At 69.3% G+C, this 19909-nt stretch carries 22 protein-coding genes and 3 pseudogenes; 8 read left to right on the forward strand and 17 right to left on the reverse strand.

The genetic code is table 11. From position 1 onward, the window contains the following. Positions 1–359 precede the first annotated feature (359 nt). From ACIRRY_RS49805 to ACIRRY_RS49830, 6 genes and pseudogenes are all read right to left on the reverse strand, one after another. Positions 360–641 (reverse strand): ATP-binding protein, encoded by a 282-nt coding sequence (locus ACIRRY_RS49805; RefSeq protein ID WP_403987269.1) that lies wholly within the window; start codon positions 639–641, stop codon positions 360–362. Then, positions 524–1039, reverse strand: coding sequence for an ATP-binding protein (locus ACIRRY_RS49810; RefSeq protein WP_403987147.1), 516 nt, complete (start codon positions 1037–1039; stop codon positions 524–526). Before ACIRRY_RS49810 ends, ACIRRY_RS49805 begins: the two co-directional genes overlap by 118 nt. Before the next feature lie 220 nt (positions 1040–1259). Next, positions 1260–1637 (reverse strand): hypothetical protein, encoded by a 378-nt coding sequence (locus ACIRRY_RS49815; protein WP_403987150.1) that lies wholly within the window; start codon positions 1635–1637, stop codon positions 1260–1262. A 342-nt stretch (positions 1638–1979) separates the two neighbouring features. Beyond that, a pseudogene (locus ACIRRY_RS49820) lies at positions 1980–2075 on the reverse strand (AAA family ATPase); the annotation flags it as partial. Positions 2076–2193: 118 nt separating this feature from the next. Next, positions 2194–2343, reverse strand: a complete 150-nt coding sequence (locus tag ACIRRY_RS49825; protein ID WP_403987153.1) for a hypothetical protein — start codon at positions 2341–2343, stop codon at positions 2194–2196. Positions 2344–2508: 165 nt separating this feature from the next. After that, positions 2509–2802, reverse strand: coding sequence for a hypothetical protein (locus tag ACIRRY_RS49830; protein ID WP_403987273.1), 294 nt, complete (start codon positions 2800–2802; stop codon positions 2509–2511). Between the two features lie 332 nt (positions 2803–3134). Between ACIRRY_RS49830 and ACIRRY_RS49835 the strand changes: the two genes are divergently transcribed. Next, complete coding sequence (locus ACIRRY_RS49835; RefSeq protein ID WP_403987156.1) at positions 3135–3992, forward strand: lysozyme; 858 nt, start codon at positions 3135–3137, stop codon at positions 3990–3992. Positions 3993–4658: 666 nt separating this feature from the next. On the opposite strand, the gene ACIRRY_RS49840 is transcribed toward ACIRRY_RS49835, so the two are convergent. Then, positions 4659–5072, reverse strand: a complete 414-nt coding sequence (locus tag ACIRRY_RS49840; RefSeq protein WP_403987159.1) for a hypothetical protein — start codon at positions 5070–5072, stop codon at positions 4659–4661. A gap of 64 nt (positions 5073–5136) precedes the next feature. After that, positions 5137–6711 (reverse strand): SDR family oxidoreductase, encoded by a 1575-nt coding sequence (locus ACIRRY_RS49845; protein ID WP_403987162.1) that lies wholly within the window; start codon positions 6709–6711, stop codon positions 5137–5139. A 280-nt stretch (positions 6712–6991) separates the two neighbouring features. Between ACIRRY_RS49845 and ACIRRY_RS49850 the strand changes: the two are divergent. Then, positions 6992–7261: pseudogene (locus ACIRRY_RS49850) on the forward strand (transposase); the annotation flags it as partial. Between the two features lie 442 nt (positions 7262–7703). On the opposite strand, the gene ACIRRY_RS49855 reads toward ACIRRY_RS49850, so the two are convergent. Next, on the reverse strand, positions 7704–8039 hold the full coding sequence (locus ACIRRY_RS49855) for an EthD domain-containing protein (protein WP_403987165.1): 336 nt from the start codon (positions 8037–8039) through the stop codon (positions 7704–7706). A 144-nt stretch (positions 8040–8183) separates the two neighbouring features. On the opposite strand from ACIRRY_RS49855, the gene ACIRRY_RS49860 reads away from it, so the two are divergent. Beyond that, entirely contained in the window at positions 8184–8516 is a 333-nt protein-coding gene (locus ACIRRY_RS49860) for a MerR family transcriptional regulator (RefSeq protein WP_403987168.1), read from the forward strand. A 185-nt stretch (positions 8517–8701) separates the two neighbouring features. On the opposite strand, the pseudogene ACIRRY_RS49865 reads toward ACIRRY_RS49860, so the two are convergent. Together ACIRRY_RS49865 and ACIRRY_RS49870 are read right to left on the reverse strand one after the other, a co-directional pair. After that, a pseudogene (locus ACIRRY_RS49865) lies at positions 8702–8818 on the reverse strand (IS5/IS1182 family transposase); the annotation flags it as partial. 37 nt (positions 8819–8855) lie between these two features. Beyond that, the gene (locus ACIRRY_RS49870; RefSeq protein WP_403987171.1) at positions 8856–9119 is read right to left on the reverse strand and encodes a hypothetical protein; all 264 of its coding nucleotides are present in this window, start codon (positions 9117–9119) and stop codon (positions 8856–8858) included. A gap of 105 nt (positions 9120–9224) precedes the next feature. Here ACIRRY_RS49870 and ACIRRY_RS49875 point away from each other — a divergent pair, with 105 nt between their 5' ends. Continuing rightward, on the forward strand, positions 9225–9812 hold the full coding sequence (locus ACIRRY_RS49875; protein ID WP_403987174.1) for a hypothetical protein: 588 nt from the start codon (positions 9225–9227) through the stop codon (positions 9810–9812). A 57-nt stretch (positions 9813–9869) separates the two neighbouring features. Here the strand turns inward: ACIRRY_RS49875 and ACIRRY_RS49880 are convergent, their stop codons facing one another. Genes ACIRRY_RS49880 through ACIRRY_RS49895 form a run of 4 tightly spaced genes read right to left on the reverse strand, consistent with a single transcriptional unit; the run spans position 9870 to position 13537 of the window. Next, positions 9870–11090, reverse strand: coding sequence for an ABC transporter permease (locus ACIRRY_RS49880; protein ID WP_403987177.1), 1221 nt, complete (start codon positions 11088–11090; stop codon positions 9870–9872). Continuing rightward, a complete protein-coding gene (locus tag ACIRRY_RS49885) occupies positions 11087–11779 on the reverse strand; it encodes an ABC transporter ATP-binding protein (RefSeq protein ID WP_403987180.1) in 693 nt (230 codons plus the stop codon). Before ACIRRY_RS49885 ends, ACIRRY_RS49880 begins: the two co-directional genes overlap by 4 nt. Beyond that, the gene (locus ACIRRY_RS49890) at positions 11776–13017 is read right to left on the reverse strand and encodes a hypothetical protein (protein ID WP_403987183.1); all 1242 of its coding nucleotides are present in this window, start codon (positions 13015–13017) and stop codon (positions 11776–11778) included. Before ACIRRY_RS49890 ends, ACIRRY_RS49885 begins: the two co-directional genes overlap by 4 nt. Beyond that, complete coding sequence (locus ACIRRY_RS49895; RefSeq protein WP_403987186.1) at positions 13004–13537, reverse strand: hypothetical protein; 534 nt, start codon at positions 13535–13537, stop codon at positions 13004–13006. The genes ACIRRY_RS49890 and ACIRRY_RS49895 overlap by 14 nt, the downstream gene beginning before the upstream one ends. Positions 13538–13878: 341 nt before the next feature. On the opposite strand from ACIRRY_RS49895, the gene ACIRRY_RS49900 reads away from it, so the two are divergent. Together ACIRRY_RS49900 and ACIRRY_RS49905 are read left to right on the forward strand one after the other, a co-directional pair. Then, entirely contained in the window at positions 13879–14613 is a 735-nt protein-coding gene (locus tag ACIRRY_RS49900) for a response regulator transcription factor (protein WP_403987189.1), read from the forward strand. Continuing rightward, entirely contained in the window at positions 14603–16402 is a 1800-nt protein-coding gene (locus ACIRRY_RS49905) for a sensor histidine kinase (protein ID WP_403987192.1), read from the forward strand. The genes ACIRRY_RS49900 and ACIRRY_RS49905 overlap by 11 nt, the downstream gene beginning before the upstream one ends. A 10-nt stretch (positions 16403–16412) precedes the next feature. On the opposite strand, the gene ACIRRY_RS49910 is transcribed toward ACIRRY_RS49905, so the two are convergent. Together ACIRRY_RS49910 and ACIRRY_RS49915 are read right to left on the reverse strand one after the other, a co-directional pair. After that, positions 16413–16595, reverse strand: coding sequence for a hypothetical protein (locus tag ACIRRY_RS49910; RefSeq protein ID WP_403987195.1), 183 nt, complete (start codon positions 16593–16595; stop codon positions 16413–16415). A gap of 634 nt (positions 16596–17229) precedes the next feature. Then, positions 17230–17796 carry a class I SAM-dependent methyltransferase gene (locus ACIRRY_RS49915; protein WP_403987198.1) on the reverse strand — a complete coding sequence of 189 codons (567 nt, stop codon included), beginning with the start codon at positions 17794–17796 and terminating at the stop codon, positions 17230–17232. Between the two features lie 132 nt (positions 17797–17928). Here ACIRRY_RS49915 and ACIRRY_RS49920 point away from each other — a divergent pair, with 132 nt between their 5' ends. Continuing rightward, entirely contained in the window at positions 17929–19176 is a 1248-nt protein-coding gene (locus tag ACIRRY_RS49920) for a sensor histidine kinase (protein WP_403987201.1), read from the forward strand. After that, a complete protein-coding gene (locus tag ACIRRY_RS49925) occupies positions 19173–19871 on the forward strand; it encodes a response regulator (protein WP_403987204.1) in 699 nt (232 codons plus the stop codon). The genes ACIRRY_RS49920 and ACIRRY_RS49925 overlap by 4 nt, the downstream gene beginning before the upstream one ends. Positions 19872–19909: the final 38 nt, after the last annotated feature.

Genomic DNA, 19909 nt, shown 5'->3' on the forward strand with positions numbered 1-19909 from the left:
CATGAATGCCTTCGACCTGGCCTTCGACGGCCGCCTCACCACAGGCCAACTCTAGCCACACCGAACCCAGTTACACCGCTCGCTTTACAGACCCCGCCCTCGGGCACCCGATCCGGCGACGGACGGCACCGCCCCCGCAGTACCAGAGCGATGCTGCGGGGCATCGGACCGTCCAGGCCGGACCATGTGCCCGAGGGCGTGAGGAAACCCGCCCACCCGCCACGGAACGTGCACACGATGCACGCCGCCGGACGGGGACACAGCGAACGCGGGAGACAAGCGCATCCAACACCGTTCGGGACGCGCGCAGTTCCGGGAACTGGCAGCAAATGTCACTCCTGCACACTGTTTAGGAACGGTCAGTTCAAGGGGACCACTCCCTTCCCGGCAAGGGCCTCGGCGAGGCGATGCGAGTCGCCGGCGGTGGTCACGAGGTGAGCGTGGTGCATGAGGCGGTTGGTGCTCGCGCCCGCGAAAGTCTTCGGCATGATCGTGTCGAAGCCCGAGGGGTGAATGTTGCTGGTCACCGCGATGGACCGGCGCTCATGGGCGGCATCGATGATCCGGTAGAACGCCTTGGCGGCGTCCTCGCCGACGGCAGCAGGCCAATGTCGTCGATGACGATGAGGTCTGTGCGACAGATCCGGGCGACGGTCCGTGCGGTGGACCCGTCGACCTTCGACTTGCCCATCGAGGCGCTCAGCGTTTCCAGGGTGAACCAGGACACCCGCATGTCCTTCTCGGTCGCGGCCTGGGCGAGTCGCTCGGTGAAATGACTCTTCCCCGTGCCGCTCGGGCCGGCGATCATCAAGTTCTCGGCGCGGCCGATCCATTCAGGGGTGGTCAGCGAGTTCTGGGTGGGTTCGGGGATGGTGGAGTCCTTGACCCGCCAGGACCCCAGGGTCTTTCCGGTGGGGAAGTTCGCTGAGTGGCGACGCGGGCGCCGGGTGGCCGCATCGCGGCCGGTGACCTCCTCGGTTATCAGCAGCCGCAGGACCTCGGCGGGGTCCCAGTGTTGCGCGCGGGCGGTAGCCGGCACATCGGGGCGGCTTTGCGCATATAGGGCAGGCGCATTCGGCGCATCAGTCTGTCCAACTCCTCGGGCAGGGCCGGAGCCTGTGGAAACGTCACGGTCGCGGCCAGTTGGTCAGCGCTGCAACGCTGCCTGGTCCACCGCGAAAACCAGCGCACCGACAATCCCCACGTGGTCGTCACCAAGATCACCGAATCCGGCAGGGCAGCAGCCTCGACGGCGTATCTCAGCCCACATCCTGGACCCCTGCGGCGTCCCGCCTCGGACCCTGCGCTGCACCCGCCTGGCCGACCTGGGCAACACCCTCGATCCCAAGCTCGCCGCCGCCGAGTTCGGCATGGACCCGGAAGCCACCATGATCTGTCTCGCCGACCGCATCGCATCGCATCGGATCGGGCCGTCTGCCTGACGCATGACTGACGCGACAAATTCGCTGGGCACGGCAGTGTTCGATCTGCAGAATCAGCAGAATGCCGCGCTTCTTGTGTGACCACTGCCGACGCCCCCTCACCGGACCGGTCACCAAGGTGAAAGTGCCGCCTTCGGTGCCGATGTCGGAGATCCCGGGTGTCCGGACACGTCCGGCCCGCGTGTCCTGCGGCACCTATGCCCCCAATTTTCGGCTGAGCGAGTTCAGCAACGACGTCCCGGGCTTCATCGTGCACCCCACCGACTTGATCGGCGCCGAACAGCATCCCGACCTCAGGCGATCAATCGGCTGCTGCCAAGGCCCTGCAGGCGGCGATGGCCTGAATCTGGTCTGCAGGGGCTGCGGAGCCGCAGTCGCCACCCGACAAGCGGACTGTTACACCCAGAACCAAGTGACTCTGGAGCCGACTTCGGTCTGTCTCTCCTTCTCCGACGACTGATCGCAGTACCCGGTAGGCGAACCCGTTGACTTTCGGCGCCGCCTCGCACGAGTTCGCCGGAGCGTATGCGTTTTCATGAACGCCTCGTTGGAGGCAATCGCAATGCTGTTCTTCTCCTCGCGCTCCGTCAGGACCTCGAAGAGCATCTCCGCGCCGCGGCGGTCGAGTTCGAGGTCGTGCATCGGGGACGGGACGCCGTGCACCGTTTCCGGTGCCGGTTTTCCCGTCTCCGACCGCCGAACCGGACGTACCCGTTGACCGAGCATCAGGCTCTCCGCGTGACCCGTTGGATCAGGCGAGGTATTCGCTGACCTGGCCGACGAAGGCCACATCCTCGTGGTTGGTCCGGCGGAAGCGTGCTCCGTCGGGATCGACCCCGTCGATGTTGTTGTAAGGCGTGCTGATCTGCGCTCCACGAAACGTGTATCGCTGGACCCCCATGCCGGGGTGGCCCGTCTGTGGTGCAGGAGGTTGTGGATGCGAGGCTGCGTGGAACGCAGGGCTTCCTGGGCTCGCGGACATCGAGAGAAGTGGGCGTTTCGCCCGATGTCCGCATCCATGCGTCAGGCCCCTGTCAGAGCGGCCGCCTCGCGGCCGATGACCGGTTCACGCGGCCCCGAGGACCCCGGGGGAGATGAAGCGCCTGTACAGCGGGCAGAACTCGCTCTCCGGCTCGCCGGTGATGCCCGCCTTCTCGACTGCAGGAGCCAGCCGTTCGCTGAAGAAGGTCTGGAAGGCCTGCTCCGAGTCCCAGACGTCGGTCACGTTGAGTCCCTGTGCGTCGAACCATGCCACGTGGACCTGACTGCCGGCGGGGGAGTTCTCCTCCCAGCCCACGGTGTCCCGCACGGTGTTGTACTGCTCGGGGGTGACTCCGGTCCAGCGCATGAACATCACCACAGCCAATTTCCGCTCCTCGCTCGTGTCGTCTACGACCAGCCCGCACGCCGGCCCACGGCCGATCCCCGGCACACGCGTATCCGCGCTCGCCGCTCGTGGTGGCTTGAGCATCGTCCTGCGTGACGGGCATCGGGCGAAGGGCGCACAGAGGCGCGGCGGAGCGGCGGTTCACTCTTCGCGCCCGATGGGCAACGGCCCGAACGTGCACACAGACATCCGGTGCTACGGTCCCCCCCCGCTCCGTCCGCCGTCGGCCTCGGCCGGCCGCTGCGGTGCCCGTGGCGACGTCATTGGCGGTACATGACGTGCGACTCGGCGCGACCGAGGATCAGATGGATGCCATGCGAAGATCCATATCATCCTGGTACGGCCGTTCGCGCCTGCGTCTGGCCGTGGTCCTGTCCGGCATCCTCCTGACCGCGGCCGGAGTGCCCGCGACGCCCGCCGCGACCGCGGCGACGGAACCCGCACCTGTGCGCGGCAGCGCGTACATGGGCATCGGCGTGATGGCCCACGACGGAATCACCGGTACGCCCGATGCGGTCCCCCCGGCCACACGGGCCGGGCAGACCGAGGGCGTCGACGTCTCCAGCCACCAGCGTGACGTGGCCTGGTCCACGCTGTGGAACAGCGGCACCCGATGGGCCTACACGAAGGCCACAGAAGGCACCTCCTACCGGAACCCCTACTTCGGCGGGCAGTACGAGGCCGCCTACGACATCGGGATGGTCCGCGGGGCCTACCACTTCGCCACACCGGACTCCGGCAGCGGCACCGCCCAGGCGGACTACTTCGTCGACCACGGCGGTGCCTGGGCCGCCGACGGCCGCACGCTTCCCGGCGCACTCGACATCGAGTGGAACCCCTACGGGGACTCCTGCTACGGCAAGTCCGCCGTCGGCATGGTCACCTGGATCGGTGACTTCCTCGGCCGCTACCGGGCCCGCACCGGCCGCGACGCGGTCATCTACACGTCCACCAGTTGGTGGACCCTCTGCACGGGCGGCTACCGCGGTTTCGCTTCCACCAACCCCCTGTGGGTCGCCCGGTACGCCTCCTCGCCGGGGACGCTCCCGGCGGGCTGGTCGGCGTACACGATGTGGCAGTACACCTCGTCGGGGGCGACGGTCGGCGATCACGACAGGTTCAACGGTTCCCCGGACACGCTGGGGAAGTTCGCCACCCGATGACGAAGCCGTGTGCCGGGCGGGCCTGAGGAAGACTCCGCAGGTCCGCACCGGCCCGGTCCGCGCCGACCCGGGGGCACGCTCGCCGTCGGTCGCTGCGGGGATTTGGTGGTCCGGCGAGCAGGACGGGTTCGGGAGTCTCGTAGCGGTTGTGGTCGCGTGGGGTGGTCCTGTCGGCGGACAGGAGGGTTCCGAGCAGGCCGCACAGGACGCCTGCCGGGACGAAGACCGGGCCGGTGGTGGCGAAGGGACCAGTTGAAGTCGGCTTCGGGGAAGGCTGATTGGGGGAGGGAGGGGGAGCCGGAGGCGAGGTTGGTGCCGGATGAGGGGGTGTCGGCCCTCATGGGTTCGGGTTCCACGGCGAGGGGCGGCTGCGGTATCCGGCCGGTGCCGCACTCTGCGAGCATCTCCACCACGCCGAAGGCAGATCAAGGCCGAAGGCTTCGGGCCGCAGGGTCCATAAGGCCTCGCCTTCACCGATGGGTCCGCGCCGACCAGTCCGTCCGGATACCGCGCAGTGCTCGACTTGGAGGATGCCCAGGAAGGCCCGCGTGCGTTCGCCGAGCGGCGGCGGCCGGTGTGGACCGGGCCGTGAGGGAACCGCCGACGACGATCGTCGTCAGGGGTGAACCGCGTTGAGAACGGCGGCCAGTTGGCAAGATGCGCAGATCATCGCCATGTGGCCGGTGTCGAGATCGACGACGGTCGGCCGGAGCAACGCGATGGACCGCTGCGGGCGTTCCTCCACGTAGCAGTGCTCCCGGGTGAGGTGCGCACATGGGTCCGGGGGATCTCGCGCCCGTGGCCGCTCAGCTCGACCGGCTCTCTCAGCAGGGCGGTCGAGTCGTCGATCACCCGGTCCTGCACGGACGCAGCGGTCGTCTCGTCCATGTCGTTGCACAGCCTCGCGGCGGCACCCGCACGCGTCTGGTCGTAGACGCTGCCGACGTTGGACTGCTCCACCGCCTGCCGTACGCCGGTATCGATCTGATCGAGCGCCCGTGTGCCGTCGGGAGGCACCACCGCCGAGACGAGGACGGCATGACGGATCTGGTTGGACAGGAGATCCGGAACGCGTGGCACTGTCACTCCCGCACAGGAGTGGCTGCCTGCGCTACCCGTGGGATCTCGGTCCGCTGCGGTCGTCTCAGGGCCGCACGGTGTGACGGGCATGCCTGGGCCCGTCGGTGCTCTTGGCGGCGGCCCGGGTGATGTTGCGAGCCATGCCTCCGAAGACGACTGCGTGGAAGGGGGAGACGGACCACCAGTAGACATGGCCGAGCAGACCGCGGGGGTGGAACAGCGCGCGCTGCCGGTAACGGGTGCGGCCCTCGGTATCCGTCTCGCAGTACATCTCCAGCCAGGCCAGGCCCGGCAGCCGCATCTCCGCCCGCAGCCGCAGGAGCCGTCCGCGCTCGATCTCCTCGACCCGCCAGAAGTCGAGCGAGTCGCCGACCCGAAGGAGCTGGGCGTCACGCCGGCCGCGGCGCAGGCCGACCCCGCCGACGAACCGGTCCATCCAGCCCCGGACCGCCCAGGCCAACGGGAAGGAGTACCAGCCGTTGTCGCCGCCGATGCCCTCGATCACTTTCCACAACGCCTGCCCCGACGCGTCGACCGAGGCCTGCCGTTCGTCCTCGTAGAGGCTGCCGCCCGCCCAGTCCGGGTCCGTGGGCAGCGGGTCGCTGGGTGCCCCCGGGACGGAGGCCGACGACCAGCGGGTGACCACCTGTGCCTCGCGTACGCGCTGGAGCGCCAGGGCGAGCGCCTGGTCGAAGGGCAGTGGCCGGCCCGGCTGGTCGGGCAGGTAGCGGGCGATGTCGTGCTCGTGGCAGATGACCTCGTGGCGCAGGGACTCCGTGAGGGGGCGGGCGATGGGGGCGGGCACGGGCGTGACGAGACCGACCCAGTGGCTGGACAGCCTGGGCGTCAGGATCGGAACGGGCACGACGAGCCGTCGGCGCAGTCCGGCGACGAGGGCGTAGCGGCGCATCATCTCGCGGTAGGTGAGGACGTCCGGCCCGCCGATGTCGAACGTCCGGTTGACGTCGTCCGGCATGGTCGCGGAGCCGACGAGGTAGCGCAGCACGTCGCGCACCCCGATGGGCTGGGTGAGGGTGTGCACCCAGCTCGGGGTGACCATCACCGGCAATCGCTCGGTGAGGTAGCGCAGCATCTCGAAGGAGGCCGATCCGGAGCCGATGACGACGGCGGCCCGCAGTACGGTGGCGGGCACCGGCGACTCCAGGAAGATCCGTCCCACCTCGGCTCGGGACCGCAGGTGGGGGGACAGGGAGTTTTCGGGCACGTCTTTCGGGGTGAGTCCGCCGAGATAGACGATCCGTCGTACACCGGCGGCCTGTGCCTGCTCGGCGAAGATGTGAGCGGCGCGGCGGTCGGTGTCCTCGAACCTGGCGCCGGATCCGAGGGCGTGCACCAGGTAGTAGGCGACGTCGATGTCGCGCATGGCTGCGGCGATCGACTCGGGGTCCGTGACGTCGCCGCGAACCGTCTCGGCGTCGCCGGTCCAGGGATGGTCACGGAGTCTGTCCGGTGAACGGGCCAGGCAGCGTACCCGGTGGCCGGCCTCCAGCAGCTCCGGTACCAGGCGTCCGCCGACGTAGCCGGACGCTCCGGTGACCAGGCAGTGCAGTCGCCCGGGCCCGCGGCCGCCGTGTCCCTGGGCGGCGTCGGTCGCGTTCCGCTGTCCGTCCGCGCTCACTGTTCTGCCTCCACGCGCTTGCTCCGACGCTGGTGCCTCGTCGTCCGATCATCTCCGCAACGGGGTGCCCGTGCCCGTCGGGGCGTCGCGGCCCGACAGGCCGACGGGGCCCGCGGCGATGATGCCGCCGAGCGCGTCGGTCTCCTCGCTGCCCGCCGGCCTGCGCCGTCCGGTTCCGCCGCCCCTCGGCCACGGCCCGGCACGCGATACCCGCGAGTGGCTTTGCGCGCAGCCGGGGACGGCCTCGCGGCGCGGACGGGCCGGCCCCGCTGCGTGCCGCGCCCACGCGCCGTCCGGTCATTCCCAGGCCATTGCCGTGTGGCTCGCCCTGGCGGCCCTGGCACACAACCTGAGCCGCGCCGCCGGCGCCCTGACCTTCGCCTTCCATGCCAGGGCGACCACCGCCACCATCCGTGACCTCCTGATCAACGTGCCCGCCCGCCTGGCCCGCACCGCCCGCCGCCTCACCCTGCACCTGCCCGAGCGCTGGCCCTGGAGCGAGGACTTCACCCAGCTGTTCAGCACGGTGCATGCACCGCCCGCCCTCTGACGCTCCCTGACCGACCTGCCCGAAAGGGCCCGAGACCTGTGGACAGAGGGGAAGAGCTGGTCAGACCAGCGGCCACCCCATGCCCGAATCCACAGCTCAGCCCCAACACGGCCCGCACGACCCAGAAACGATCAACCGGGAATCAAGCCGGTGGATCCGGGCTCAGGTATACGGAGAAGGCCCACCACGCCACCAGGGCTACCCGTCAGGGTGGGAACGATCGACGGATACGTGATCGCCACGAGCCCAAGGAAAGCCGCCCCAAGGACAGCTCCGGATTCGTCGGTATACCCCGCCGCCGGGTCGTCGAGAGATTCTTGTGCCTGCATCGTGCACGCCCGCCAACATGCCCGCGACTACGAACGGCCCGTCCAGCACTCTAAAACCCTGATCGCTGGGCCTCCATCACGTTGATGCCCCGCCGCATAAAGCGCTCAAAGGGTTAAATCACAATCCTTTCTTCAGTGACCATTATTGCCACTGACTTCATATCGATGAACTTGCTCTCGTCCGGGTTCACCGACTTCTTGTAATTCTTCGACGCGAAGAAGGCGTCGTGATCCGCCCAGCTTTCAAACCAGATTTCAGTGAGGCCGTCGTAGGCGGGGTCCGGATACCCTTCGGCGGGTACCGGGTGGGAGACGGTGTACTTCTTCACGTACTGCCGCGCTTCTGGAATGGAGGTGAACAACGGGGCGTGGCGATTTCGGTGATGCTCAACGAATTCCTCGAAGGTCATTCCATCGATACGGTTGATCATGAAAGCGAACTTGATCACCGACTTCTCCTTTTCGTGCTCGCGGACGCGAGAGGTCGGCAACCAGATGCCCTGGCGGCGGATCGCGAGCCGTGGGGTTAACCTAAACACTCACATCGATGTCAGGGGCAAGTCGCTGTGACCCAATGCACACGAGGGGTTGAGATGTGGATCGGTGAACTGTCCGCCCGGACAGGGGCAAGCCGTCGATCACTGCGCTACTACGAGCAGCAGGGCTTGCTGGTCAGCACAAGGTCCCCCAGCGGCCAGCGGTGCTACGACGACGAGCACGTCCAGCGGGTGGCGCTGGTTCAGAGCTTCCTGGCCGCCGGAATGTCCAGCAGAACCATCGCTCAGATGGTCCCCTGCATGGCGGAGCCCAACATGGACAGAGCCCGGGAAGCTTTGACCGCAATGAATCAGGAGCGAAATCGCCTTTCGTCCACAATGGACAGCCTGGCTGCCGCCAGAACAGCACTTGATCACCTGATTGCGTAAATCGGAACTTTCTGGCGAACGTGGCGGATGGCTAGGCCTCGGGCTGCCTGAATCAACATTCTGGTTTCCTCCGGTGAAATATTCAGCCCCGTGCAGTGCGTGCTTAGAATCGTTCCCTTTCTGGCTGAGCGTTTGGTCCGGTGATTCGTGTTTGGTCCCGTGTCAGGTTCCGCGCCGGTTCGGGGGGTTTCGCCGGTGAGTCTGCGGGCCATGAGGTCGATCATGGCGAGGTGGATCATGGCTTCGGAGCGGTGCGGGTGGGTCTCGTAGTCGCGGGCGAGGCGTCGGTGGTGCATGAACCAGCGCTTCCTGCGCCGTGTGTTGGTCGGCGAACGCCGCTCAGCGGCGACGGCTGCGGCCCTTGCCGGACCAACCGGGCCCGACACCGGCCACATGCAGGGCGAACAGTGTGAGGCCGAGGTACAGCAGGCTCGTCGAACTGAAGATCACGTCGGTCGACGTTTCGGTGGCGTGGATGATGAAGGCGATGCCCAAGAGCACAGCCGCCGCGAAAGCCAACATCAGTTGTGTCCCATCGGTCGTGGGCGGCGCACGACCGCTCACGGTGGCTACGCCGTTGCCGGGCGCCTTGGCTGTCGGCAACCGACTATTCGTACGGAGGCCCGAGGTCGGCTGCCCGGCCGTTTCAGACAGGTCCCTGTCGGCAACCTGACAGGATCGTCATATCGTTCGGCCACAGTGGCCGCCATGACGAACCCCTCTCATCGCAGGTGGCCGGTCTCCGGCCGTTCCGCGCGGGCAGCCCTGTTCACCGCCATCGGCGCAACGGGCCTTGTCGTCCTCACCGCGTGCGGTGGCGGCGGCTCGGGCAGCGGGAGTGACGGAAGCAGTGCCGGCGACAGCGGTGTCGCCTCGATCGCGAGCCCGGGCAAGGCAGTTGGGACACCGACGCGGACAACGGACCCCGACGCCGGCCGCCCCGTTATCCGGCTGGACAGCTCCACCGAGGAGACCAACCGGATGTGGGACAGCTGGTACGCCTGCCTGAGGGCGAAGGGCGGCCCGCTGAAGGGGGCGCCGACCACCCCGGCCGAGAAGGCCGGAGCGAAGGCCTGCGCGTCGAAGCAGCCGGTCACGCCGCCGGAGCTGGACCCGGCCCAGAATCCGGACTACTCCGACGACCTGCGGGTCATGGTGAAGTGCCTGAACGCCCACGGCATCAGGGCCACTATGGCCCCCGGCGGCTCCGACTACTCCTTCGACCAGAGCCAGCCGAATCCTCCGCACTTCAACGAGATCGAAACCGCCTGCCAGGTGAAAGCCTTCCAGAAGTAGGCACATACGCAAGGGCGTTGGGCCGTGCAACGGCCCAACGCCCTTCGTCCGTGTCGTTCATGCTGACGCGAGGGCCTCGGTGGGGGTGAGGCGGGCGGCCCTGATGGACGGGTAGACACCGGCGATGATGCCGACGAGTACGGCGCCGCCGAACCCTTCCGCCACCGAGGTGAGCGGGACGACCGGCGGCCAGTGCTGGTAGGTGGCGTAGCCGACGGTGGCCAGGACGCCGAGGACCGTACCGGCCACGCCGCCGAGCGCGGACAGTACGACGGACTCAGTGAGGAACTGGCCGCGGATCTGGCCCCTGTTGGCGCCCAGCGCGCGGCGCAGGCCGATCTCACGGCGGCGTTCGAGGACCGAGATGACCATGGTGTTGGCCACTCCGATACCGCCGACCAGCAGCGCGACTCCGGCGAGTCCCAGGAAGAGGGCGGAGAAGGTGGTCTGGGTGGCGCGCTTCGCGGCCAGCGCGTCGGACGGGCGGCTGATCTGGACCATGCCGGGCAGTTCCGGGTAGACCGTGGCGGGCAGTACGCCCCGGACCGCCTCCATGGCGGATTCCCTGGCCTTGATGTAGATCACCGTGGGGTGTCCGCCGAACTTCAACTGGGCGCGGGCGGCGTCCCATCCGACGAGTACCGAGCGGTCGATGTCGGGGGAGAGCGGGGTCTGGGCAAGGATGCCGATGACAGTGAACCAGCGGTCGTTGATGTAGATCTGCGGGGCTGGTCCCCGGTCGTTCAGCTTCGCGAAGCCGAGCCGGGTGGCGGCGACCGAACCGAGTACCGCGGTGGGGAACCTTTCGGTGGCGGCGTTGAGGAAGCGGCCTGACCGCACCTCGGCGTTGATGGCCGGGAGCAGGTTGTCCTTGCTGGCCAGGATGGTGAGTCCGGCGTAGTCGTCGGGGTCGACGCGGTCCGAACGGTGCACGCTGGCATGGGTGTTGGCAACGGCGCTGACCATGGTGACCGGACCGATCCGCCGAACCATGTCCACCGATTCCGGGGGAAGGAGGACCGGCGAATTCGGATTGGGGACCGGCTGCGCCTGGAGCATGTTGGTGCCCATCGCCGAGAGCTCGTTCAACAGTGCCTTCTGGCTGGAGGCCGGGATCCCGGTGACGACGATCATGGTGGCGATGCCGATCGAGATGCCAAGGGCCGACAGCGCGGCCCGCATCTTCCGGGTACGGATGCCGAGCAGACCCAGCCCCAGGAGGTCCAGCGGGGCCAGCCGTACCGGCCTGCTGTTCGCCTCGTTGACGGTGGTGTTCATGACTCCTCATAGGTGTCGGCGACGAGGCGTCCGTCGAGGATCTCGACCCGGCGGGGCAGCCGCTCGGCGATGTCCCGGTCGTGGGTGATGATCGCGATGGTGGTGCCCTCGTCGTTCAGCTCGGTCAGCAGTTCGAGGACGGCCCGTCCGTTGGCGGTGTCCAGCGCGCCGGTGGGCTCGTCGGCGAGCACCAGCGCGGGGTTGTTGACCAGGGCCCGGGCGATGGCGACGCGCTGGCGTTCACCGCCGGAGAGCTGGTGCGAGAGGTGTCCGGCCCGGTGGCCCAGGCCGACCCGGGCCAGCGCCTCCAGCGCCAACGGACGGCGCCGGCCGCGCGGCACACCCGCGTAGAGCAGGCCGGCGGCGACGTTCTCGGCTGCGGTCAGCCCCTCGGTGAGATGGAACTGCTGGAAGACGAAGCCCAGCCAGCAGCCACGCAGCGCGGACAACCGCCGGTCGGACAGCGAGGAAACGTCCCGGCCGCCGATCTCCACGGTGCCGCTCGTCGGCCGGTCCAGGGTGCCCATGATGTTCAGCAGAGTGGACTTGCCGGATCCGGAGGGTCCGACGATGGCCAGCAGTTCACCGGTCCCGATGGCCAGCGAGACATCGTCCAGCGCGTTGACCCCGCCGGGATACGCCATGCTCGCGTTGCGGACGGTGAGTACCGGACGTGTGTGGTCGGTCATGAGGCCGTTGCCACCTTGGTGCCCGCGGTGATGCCGGTGCCTCTCACTTCCACCAGTCCCTTGGCGAACATCCCCGTCTCGACGGCCAGCAGACGGCCACCGGGGAGCTGGAGCGCGTAGCCGCCGCCGCTCAGCGCGAGCAGCGCGCCGACCGGCACGGCCAGTACGCCCTTCTTTGTCTGCCCGGTGAACTGCACTTGTACGGGTGCGGAGTTGAGGCGGCGCAGCGCCGCCGTGCTGTCCAGCGAGACGGTCACCACCAGCTGCGGTGTGCCGCCGGAGTCACCGCCTGCCTGGTCGGAGGCCTGGGCATCCGTGCTGATGGCCGAGACGGTGCCATGGGCCTCGGAGTTGTCGGGCAGCGTCACGGTCGCCTTGTCACCGTGCTGGATCGAGTCGACGTCGGTCGCGTCCACCGGCACCGACACCGACTTGGCGGTACCGGTGACCGACATCAGCGTTCCGGTGGCCGGGTCACCGGGCTGCGCCTGTACGGAAGCGACCCGTACCTCGCCCGGCAGCACCGCCACGTCGCCGGCGCCGAGGACCCCGGTGGAGGGCATACCGACCTGGGTCTGCCACCGCCCGACCGCCGCGATCAGGGAGGCGGTGAGCACCCCCTCGCCGGGCTTGACCTGGACGTAGGACGGCGACGGCGACGGGGACGGGGACGAGGATGGCGACGGGGACGGCGGGGCGCTCGCGGCGCCGGTCGGCTCCGGCCGTTGCGCGACCCAACTGCCCGACGCCGGCTGGGCGCCGATGTCGTAGCCGAGCGCCCTGAGGTTGTCCGCGACCACCTTGACGTCCCTGCCCAAGAGACCCCTGGTGTCCAGGGGGCGGAACAGCGGTGTGGTCCCGTAGAACACCGGCACGGGACGATCGTCCAGCCGGTACAGGGACCTGCCCCTGGACACCTTGGCCCCCACCGCCGGCAGCTGGGTGACCAGGCCGTCCTTGCCGCCCTTCACCGATACGGTCCTGCCGTAGCCCAGGGTTCCGTGCAGCGAAAGGGTGCTGGACAGGTCGGTCCTGACCACCGCGACGGTGCTCACCCGGGGCGCATCGCTCGCCGCGGCGCCCGACGGCTTCCCACCACTTCTCACCCCGGCCAGGCTGACCCCCACCACGCCTGCCGTGAGCACTGCGGACACCGCGATGACGACCCGTTTCCGCGCTTTCCCCGGCGTCCCGCTGCCGGGCGGCTCGTCGGCCTGAGCGTGCTCACTTCTTCGCACGGAATTCCTCCAGCCGGCAACTGCTCTCGATGTCATCCGAATTGGCCGGCTGGTTGTCGGAGGCGTAGTTCCAGCCCGCGTTGTCGGGCAGCCCGACAACCTTGAGCCCCTTGGAGTTCATGCACCTGATCCATTCGCGGAAGTCATCCGCGTAGTGCGGGTTCTTCTTCGGGTCCGTCTCCACAGGCTGAAGTGGTTGCTTCGAGGCGCAGACCTTCGCCGATGCGGGAAAAGCCGAAGCGTTCACGCCCGGGAGGATCCATTCGGCGCCCGCCGATCTTTTCGTGTACGTCTTCACCTCGTGGTTCTGAAGGCAGGACACCCAGGCGTTGTTGAGTCTCCGGTGTTCCTCCTCGCAGCCGTCCAGGCGCAGTTGGGGGCGGCCGGAGTCGGGGTCGGCGCTCGGCCCGGCAGATCCGGCGCTCGCGGCCGGGCCGGGGATCGAGGCCACGTCGGTGTCACCGGCCCTGCCCGCACCGGAGGATCCGCCACCGCACGCGGTGAGCGCGGAAGTCGTCACCACCCCGGGGGCGGCCAACGCGACGGATCGGGACCTGGTGCTGTGGCCGCATTGGTTCGCCGGGTTGCGCAGCCTTCGGCCGCGCTGTGTCCTCAATCGCGGGACGGGCTGATCGCAGCCCGTCCCGCGATTGAGGACAAGGCACAGGGGCCGTCCGGCGGCGATTGAGGACGAACCGGCTACCGGACGGACCCGGGACACGTCTGCGGCCACAGCACCAAGGCCTGGGCGGTCATTGCTGTTCGGCATGGCGGCCACCATGGCCGGGCGATATGAGGATCCTGTCAGGCCACCATCAAAAACCTGTCTGAATAGCAGCGCCCCGCCTTATGGTCGGCAGCATGTGCGCACATGTCCTGGTGGCCGAGGACGACGTCAGACAGGCCACGGTGATCCGGCGCTATCTGGAACGCGAGGGCCACACCGCCCTTGTGGTGCACGACGGACGTGCCGCGATCGACGAGGCCCGCCGCCGGCCGCCCGATCTGCTCGTCCTCGACGTGATGATGCCGGTGGTCGACGGCCTGGACGTCTGCCGCATTCTGCGGGGGGAGTCGTCCGGCCTCCCGGTGCTGATGCTGACCGCCCGTGCCACCGAGGAGGACCTGCTGCTCGGCCTCGACCTCGGCGCCGACGACTACATGACCAAGCCCTACAGTCCCCGTGAGCTGATGGCCCGTATCCGCACCCTGCTGAGGCGCAGCCGGCGTACCGGCGACGGCGCCGTACCGGACGACCACCGGCCGACCGACCCGGTCCTGCGGGCCGGCGCCCTCTCGGTGGATCCGGTCCGGCACACCGTCCACCTCGGCGGGCGGCAGGTGGAATGCACCCCCGGAGAGTTCGAGGTCCTGGCGGCCATGGCCGCCGAGCCCGAACGGGTCTTCACCCGGCGGCAGTTGCTGACCCGGACCCGCGGGTCCGACCGCTTCATCACCGAGCGCTCCGTCGACGTGCACATCCTGAACCTGCGCAAGAAGCTCGAAGCCGACCCGAAGCAGCCTGTCCTCCTGCTGACCGTCTTCGGGGTCGGCTACAAGATGGCTGACGGCCCCGAGGGCCACCGTGCGCACTGAGCCCGCGGTGTACGCCGAGACCCCCGAGGCAAGGGTGCCGCTGCGCAGGAGTCTGCTGGTCAGGCTGCTGGCTTCCTCGCTGCTCGTCGCCCTCTGCGCGATCACCGCCACCGCCTGGCTTGCGGTACGGACCACCACCAGCGCGATCCGCCAGGAGCAGGGGCAGGTCCTCTCCGACGACACGGACATCTACAAGATGCTCACCGACTACGCCGCCGTCCACCCGAGTTGGGACGGAGTCACACGGACGATCAGCCGGCTCGCCGACCGGACCAACCGGCGTATCACCCTCACCGCCCAGGACCACGGCCGCCGGACGATCGCGGACTCCGCACCCGGCACATCGCCGCTGCCCGACCATGCGTTCGCGGTCATCGACCCGCTCCAGGTCGACCCCGCGCTGTTCCCCGACGCCGGCGCCGACCGTATCGCCCCCCGTGCCCTCGGCCCGTTCCGGCTTTCCGCCGCACAGCGCCAGGATCTCCTCAGCAGCGCGAACAAGCTCAGGAACTGTGTGCTCAAATACGGGTTTCCCGCCACGGTCTCCGTCTCGCTCAGCGGTCACCCCAGCATCGAGACCGGCGACGGCGCCAAGAAGGCCCACGCCCTGGCCAATTGTGAATCCACGCTCCAGCTCGCACTCGCGACACCGGGCGAGCTGAAGGCTCTCGACAGCCTCAACAAGCTGATCAGGACCTGTCTGGCACATCAGGGCCGGCCCGCCGTGGTGCTCGACCTGACGCTCTCCTACAAGCCGGGCGACGCCGACACCCCTGCCGCGCAGAACTGTGTCAACTCCAGTCGCCGGGAACAGCTCGCCGCCTATGTCGCCCCGGCGGCACAGCTGTTCGTCAGTGAACCGGCCGGATCCGCGGTCCCGGGCTTCGACCTGTCGCAGGCAAACACCATCCGCATCATCGGCGTCATCGCCCTCGTCCTCGTCCTCACCATGACCGTGACCGTGGTGATCGGCGTCCGCCTGGTCAGACCGCTGCGCGCGCTCACCAGCGCCGTACGGAACCCGGGCCGCCCGCAGCTCCGCGTCCCGGTGACCACCGGCGACGAGATCGGCCGCCTCACCGCCGCCTTCAACGACCTCTCCGAGCACCGGGAACGCACCGAAGCGCAGCGCAAGGCCATGGTCAGCGACATCGCCCACGAACTGCGGACACCGCTCAGCACCATCCGCAGCTGGCTGGAAGCCACCCAGGACGGTGTGCTCACCCCGGACGACGACGTGACCTCGGTGCTGCTGGAGGAGACCCTGCTGCTCCAGCACATCATCGACGACCTCCGGGACCTGGCGGCGGCCGAGGCCGGCACGCTCCAGCTGCACCGTGAGCTCCTGGACGCGGGCGACCTCCTGCACCACGTCGCCACCGCCCACGGCGGCCAGGCCCAGAGCGCGCGCATCACCCTGGACGTGCGCACCGACGGTGACACCGAGCTGTACGCGGACCCCATGCGGCTGCGCCAGGCCGTCGGCAACCTGGTGTCCAACGCCGTACGCCACACTCCCCCCGGCGGCAGTGTCACCGTGCGGTCCCGCCGCACCGGGGACACGGTCCTGATCCAGGTCAGCGACACCGGTTCCGGCATCGGCCCGGAGGACCTGCCGCATGTCTTCGACCGGTTCTGGCGCGCCGAGAAGTCCCGCAACCGGCACACCGGCGGCAGCGGCCTCGGCCTCTCCATCGCCCGCCGGTTCACCGAGGCCCACGGCGGCAGCCTCAGCGTCACCAGCTCCCCCGGAACCGAGACGGTCTTCACTCTCCAACTACCTGGCTGACCACGGCGGTTCAGGGCGTCAGTACGGTGCGTACGCCCGGTACCTCGGGCTCGGTCCACGCGGTCGCGATGTCGGCCAGGGGCATCGTCCTGGCGGTGACCGCGATGCCGCCGCCGTCGATCTCCCCGATGAGCGACGGCAGTTCGGCCAGATGCGCCCTGGTGGACGCGGCGCCCCGGCCGTTGCCCCGCAACCGGAAGTTCGCCGAACGCAGGCCACGGAGGGCAGTTCGATGGTCGGACCGGCCATGCAGCAGATCTGGATCCAGTTCAGCGCGCGGCTGCGGTCGGCGCGGGCCCGCAGCAGCGCCATGATCGCGTCACCGGCGGGCCCGCCCCAGAGGTAGTCCACGACCAGGTCGACCTCGGCGGCCGTCTCGGCCAGCGCGGCCGCCTGATCGGGTCCGAGCCCTTCTCGGGCGGCGGCGCGACTCGGCGCGACACCCGAGCGGATCGCCGCCCTCACCAGCCCACTGAAGTGGCACCGCTCGCTCGCCGTGCGGCCCGAGGTCCTGCTTGCCTTTTTCGAGCTGCGCCTGCGCGACCGTCCCGCGCCCCTTCTGGACGGACCCCGGCACGCCGAAGCCGGAGCTGGTCTTCATGAAGAAGGAAGAAGTGGTACGTGGGGAGCCGGTAAGTGGCGGTCGCCCTCGGCGGGATCCGTTCGGCAGGTCCGGCGTCGACGGCATGACAGCGACGGCGGGAACGGCGCCGTTCCCGCATCCGCCGCGCGCCGGGACATTTGGGTCTCAGGCCGGCTGCCAGGAGAGGATCGCCCGGTACCGCGCCTTGATGCTGCCGACGGCGATGTCGTAGAAGTGGCTGTCTTCAGTGCTTCTTGGTGGCTCGGTGTACGAAGGCGGGCGGAAGGTTCGCCCACACCGTCTTCGAGCGCTCCAACCGGTCGAAGCGGCAGGCGAGTTCGGCGGTGAGGTGGCGGGCGGGCGGAGTCCGGGCCGCGTGCAGATAGGCGAAGGTGGTGAACCGGCCGCCAGGAGTGAGGACTTCGGTCACGGCGTCCAGGATGTGCCCGCGCCGTTCCCGCGGCATGACCGTCCACGGCAGTCCGGAGACCACCGCGTCGACTGGTTCGCCCACCGTCGCCGTCAACTCGGCGGCCGAACCCCGTATCACGGTCAGGCGCGTGTCGCGCCGGGTGGCCGACAGTCGTGCGGCGAGGACCGGGTTGAGCTCGATCGCGACGAGCCGTGCGCCGGGGGCGAGCCGAGCGAGGATCGCATCGGTGAACACTCCTGTTCCCGGGCCGAGTTCGACGACGGTTCGGGCCCGTTCCAGGCCGATGCCCTCGGTCATGACGTGCGCCAGCCGTCGTGAACTGGCCGCTACGGCACCGGTCATGAGGGGTCGTCTGAGGAACTCGGTGGTGATCGACATGGCGGCCATGGTGGAAACGCCCCGGGTAGCCGCACGTCGTACCCGCGGCCGGTGTCTGTACGACTGCGGGAGGACCTGGTGACGCCCGCCAGGACGATGCAGGCGAGCGGGCCCCGGCCGTAGCGTGAGGCGGTGCAACAGCTGATCGAGACCTTGTCCCGCCTGCGGCACGGACATCCGTGGCTGTCGGACCTGCTGCTGGTCGTGCTGGTCGCTGTGCCCCCGGTGATCCGCCCCCAGCCGGGGTGGCGGCCGGTCTGGGTGCAGGCGGGCCTCTACGTCGCCCTGGTGCTGCCCTTGTTGTGGCGCCGCCGTCGGCCGGTGCTCGTCGCGGCGCTGGTGGCGGCCGGGTTCTGGGCGCAGTATCTCGGACAGGTCTGGGGCCAGGAACCGGGACGCGGCGCCGTCGCCCTGGCCGCGGTCCTGGCCACCCTCACGGTGCGTGGCCTGCGCCGGGCCGCGGCGGCGACCGTGGTCTGTGTCGCCGGCTGTGTTCTGTTGTGGATTCCCGCGTGGCAGCGGGACTACGGCGGCCCGGGTGCGCGGGGGGCCTGGCTCACTCCGCTCGCGGTGGGGCTCTTGCTGGCCGGGGCCTGGGTGTTCGGCGAGTACGTCCGTGCCCGGCGTGCCTATGTCGCCGAGTTCGAACGACGGGCCGTGCTCGCCGAGTCGGAGCGCCTCGCCCTGGCCAAGGTCGCCGTCGCCGAGGAGCGGGCGCGCATCGCCCGGGAGATCCACGACGTCCTCGCGCACAGTGTGAGCGTGATGGTGCTGAACGCCGAGGGCGGCAGGCTGATGCGGCAGGTCGACCCCGCAGTCGTCGACCGCACGCTCGGCGTCATCAGCGCGACCGGCCGTGAGGCACTGGGCGAACTGCGCCGGCTGCTGGAGGTGCTGCGTACCCCCGACGCGGACGCCCCGATCGGCGACTCGGGCTCCGGTGCGGCTGCCGAACACCTCGCGGCCGATCTGCGGCGACTGGTCGAACGCCTCAACACGAACGGCAGACGCGCCCTGCTGGACCTTCGCGGAGAGCGCGGCGGCCTTCCGGCGGATCTCACTGCGCAGACGTACCGCATCGTGCAGGAGGCGCTCACCAACGTCGTCAAGCACGCGCCCCCGGACGCCACGGTTCATGTGCGGGTCGACACCGGTAGGCAGGGCCCCGGGCGGCTGGTTCGCGTCAATGTGGAGAACTCAGCCGGAGCCGTCGGGCGTCCCGTCCCACTGCTCCCGTCCGGTCGCGGACTCATCGGCATGCGTGAGCGCACCGCCCTCTACGGTGGGCGCGTCCACGCCGGGCCCACACCTGACGGCGGCTACCGGGTCGCCGCGACCCTGCGCCCTGCCGGGCCCGAGTCCACGGGGGCGACCCCATGAGCGACCCGCCCCCGGGCTCCGAGCACACCGTGTCACCGTCCCGGGTACTGATCTGCGACGATCAGGAGCTGATCCGGATGGGGCTGCGCATGGTCGTCGACAGCCAGCCCGATCTCACCGTGGTGGGCGAGGCCGCCGACGGTGACGCGGCGATCGCCGGTGTGGCCGCCCTGGAGCCGGACCTCGTCCTGATGGACGTCCGCATGCCCGGTGTGGACGGACTCGCGGCGACCGAACACCTCTGCGCGCAACCCGACGGGCCCCGCATACTCGTCGTCACCACCTTCGACCTCGATGAGTACGCCTACGCGGCGCTGCGTGCCGGCGCGAACGGCTTCCTCGTCAAGGACGCCCCCGCCGAGGAGATCCTCGTGACCGTCCGGGCGGTACTGAGGGGCGAGGTCATGGTGGCGCCGTCGTTGACCAGGCGCCTGGTCGAACGCTTCGTCCTGCACGCCCCCGCGTCCGTGTCCGCCCAGCGTGGCCGCCTGGCGGCCCTCACCGAGCGGGAACGGGACGTCCTTGCCCTGGTGGCCCTGGGACTGGCCAACGGCGAGATCGCGGGCCGTTTGTTCGTCGGGGAGACGACCGTCAAGACCCACCTCGGCCGGATCCTGACCAAACTCGGTCTTCGGGACCGTATCCACGCGGTGATCTTCGCCTACGAGAGCGGGCTGGTACGGGTTGGCGACTGAGCGGCGACGGACATCCCACGACCGCGGCCAGCGTGTCC

It is taken from the genome of Streptomyces sp. NPDC101776 (assembly GCF_044766845.1).
Lineage (GTDB): Bacteria > Actinomycetota > Actinomycetes > Streptomycetales > Streptomycetaceae > Streptomyces.

Excerpts from the sequence above, each read along its gene's own strand:
- ACIRRY_RS49825 (WP_403987153.1), bottom strand. The coding sequence starts at position 2,343 with ATGGGGGTCCAGCGATACACGTTTCGTGGAGCGCAGATCAGCACGCCT.
- ACIRRY_RS49835 (WP_403987156.1), top strand. The coding sequence starts at position 3,135 with ATGGATGCCATGCGAAGATCCATATCATCCTGGTACGGCCGTTCGCGC.
- ACIRRY_RS49860 (WP_403987168.1), top strand. The coding sequence starts at position 8,184 with ATGTGGATCGGTGAACTGTCCGCCCGGACAGGGGCAAGCCGTCGATCA.
- ACIRRY_RS49875 (WP_403987174.1), top strand. The coding sequence starts at position 9,225 with ATGACGAACCCCTCTCATCGCAGGTGGCCGGTCTCCGGCCGTTCCGCG.
- ACIRRY_RS49880 (WP_403987177.1), bottom strand. The coding sequence starts at position 11,090 with ATGAACACCACCGTCAACGAGGCGAACAGCAGGCCGGTACGGCTGGCC.
- ACIRRY_RS49885 (WP_403987180.1), bottom strand. The coding sequence starts at position 11,779 with ATGACCGACCACACACGTCCGGTACTCACCGTCCGCAACGCGAGCATG.
- ACIRRY_RS49900 (WP_403987189.1), top strand. The coding sequence starts at position 13,879 with ATGTGCGCACATGTCCTGGTGGCCGAGGACGACGTCAGACAGGCCACG.
- ACIRRY_RS49915 (WP_403987198.1), bottom strand. The coding sequence starts at position 17,796 with ATGTCGATCACCACCGAGTTCCTCAGACGACCCCTCATGACCGGTGCC.
- ACIRRY_RS49925 (WP_403987204.1), top strand. The coding sequence starts at position 19,173 with ATGAGCGACCCGCCCCCGGGCTCCGAGCACACCGTGTCACCGTCCCGG.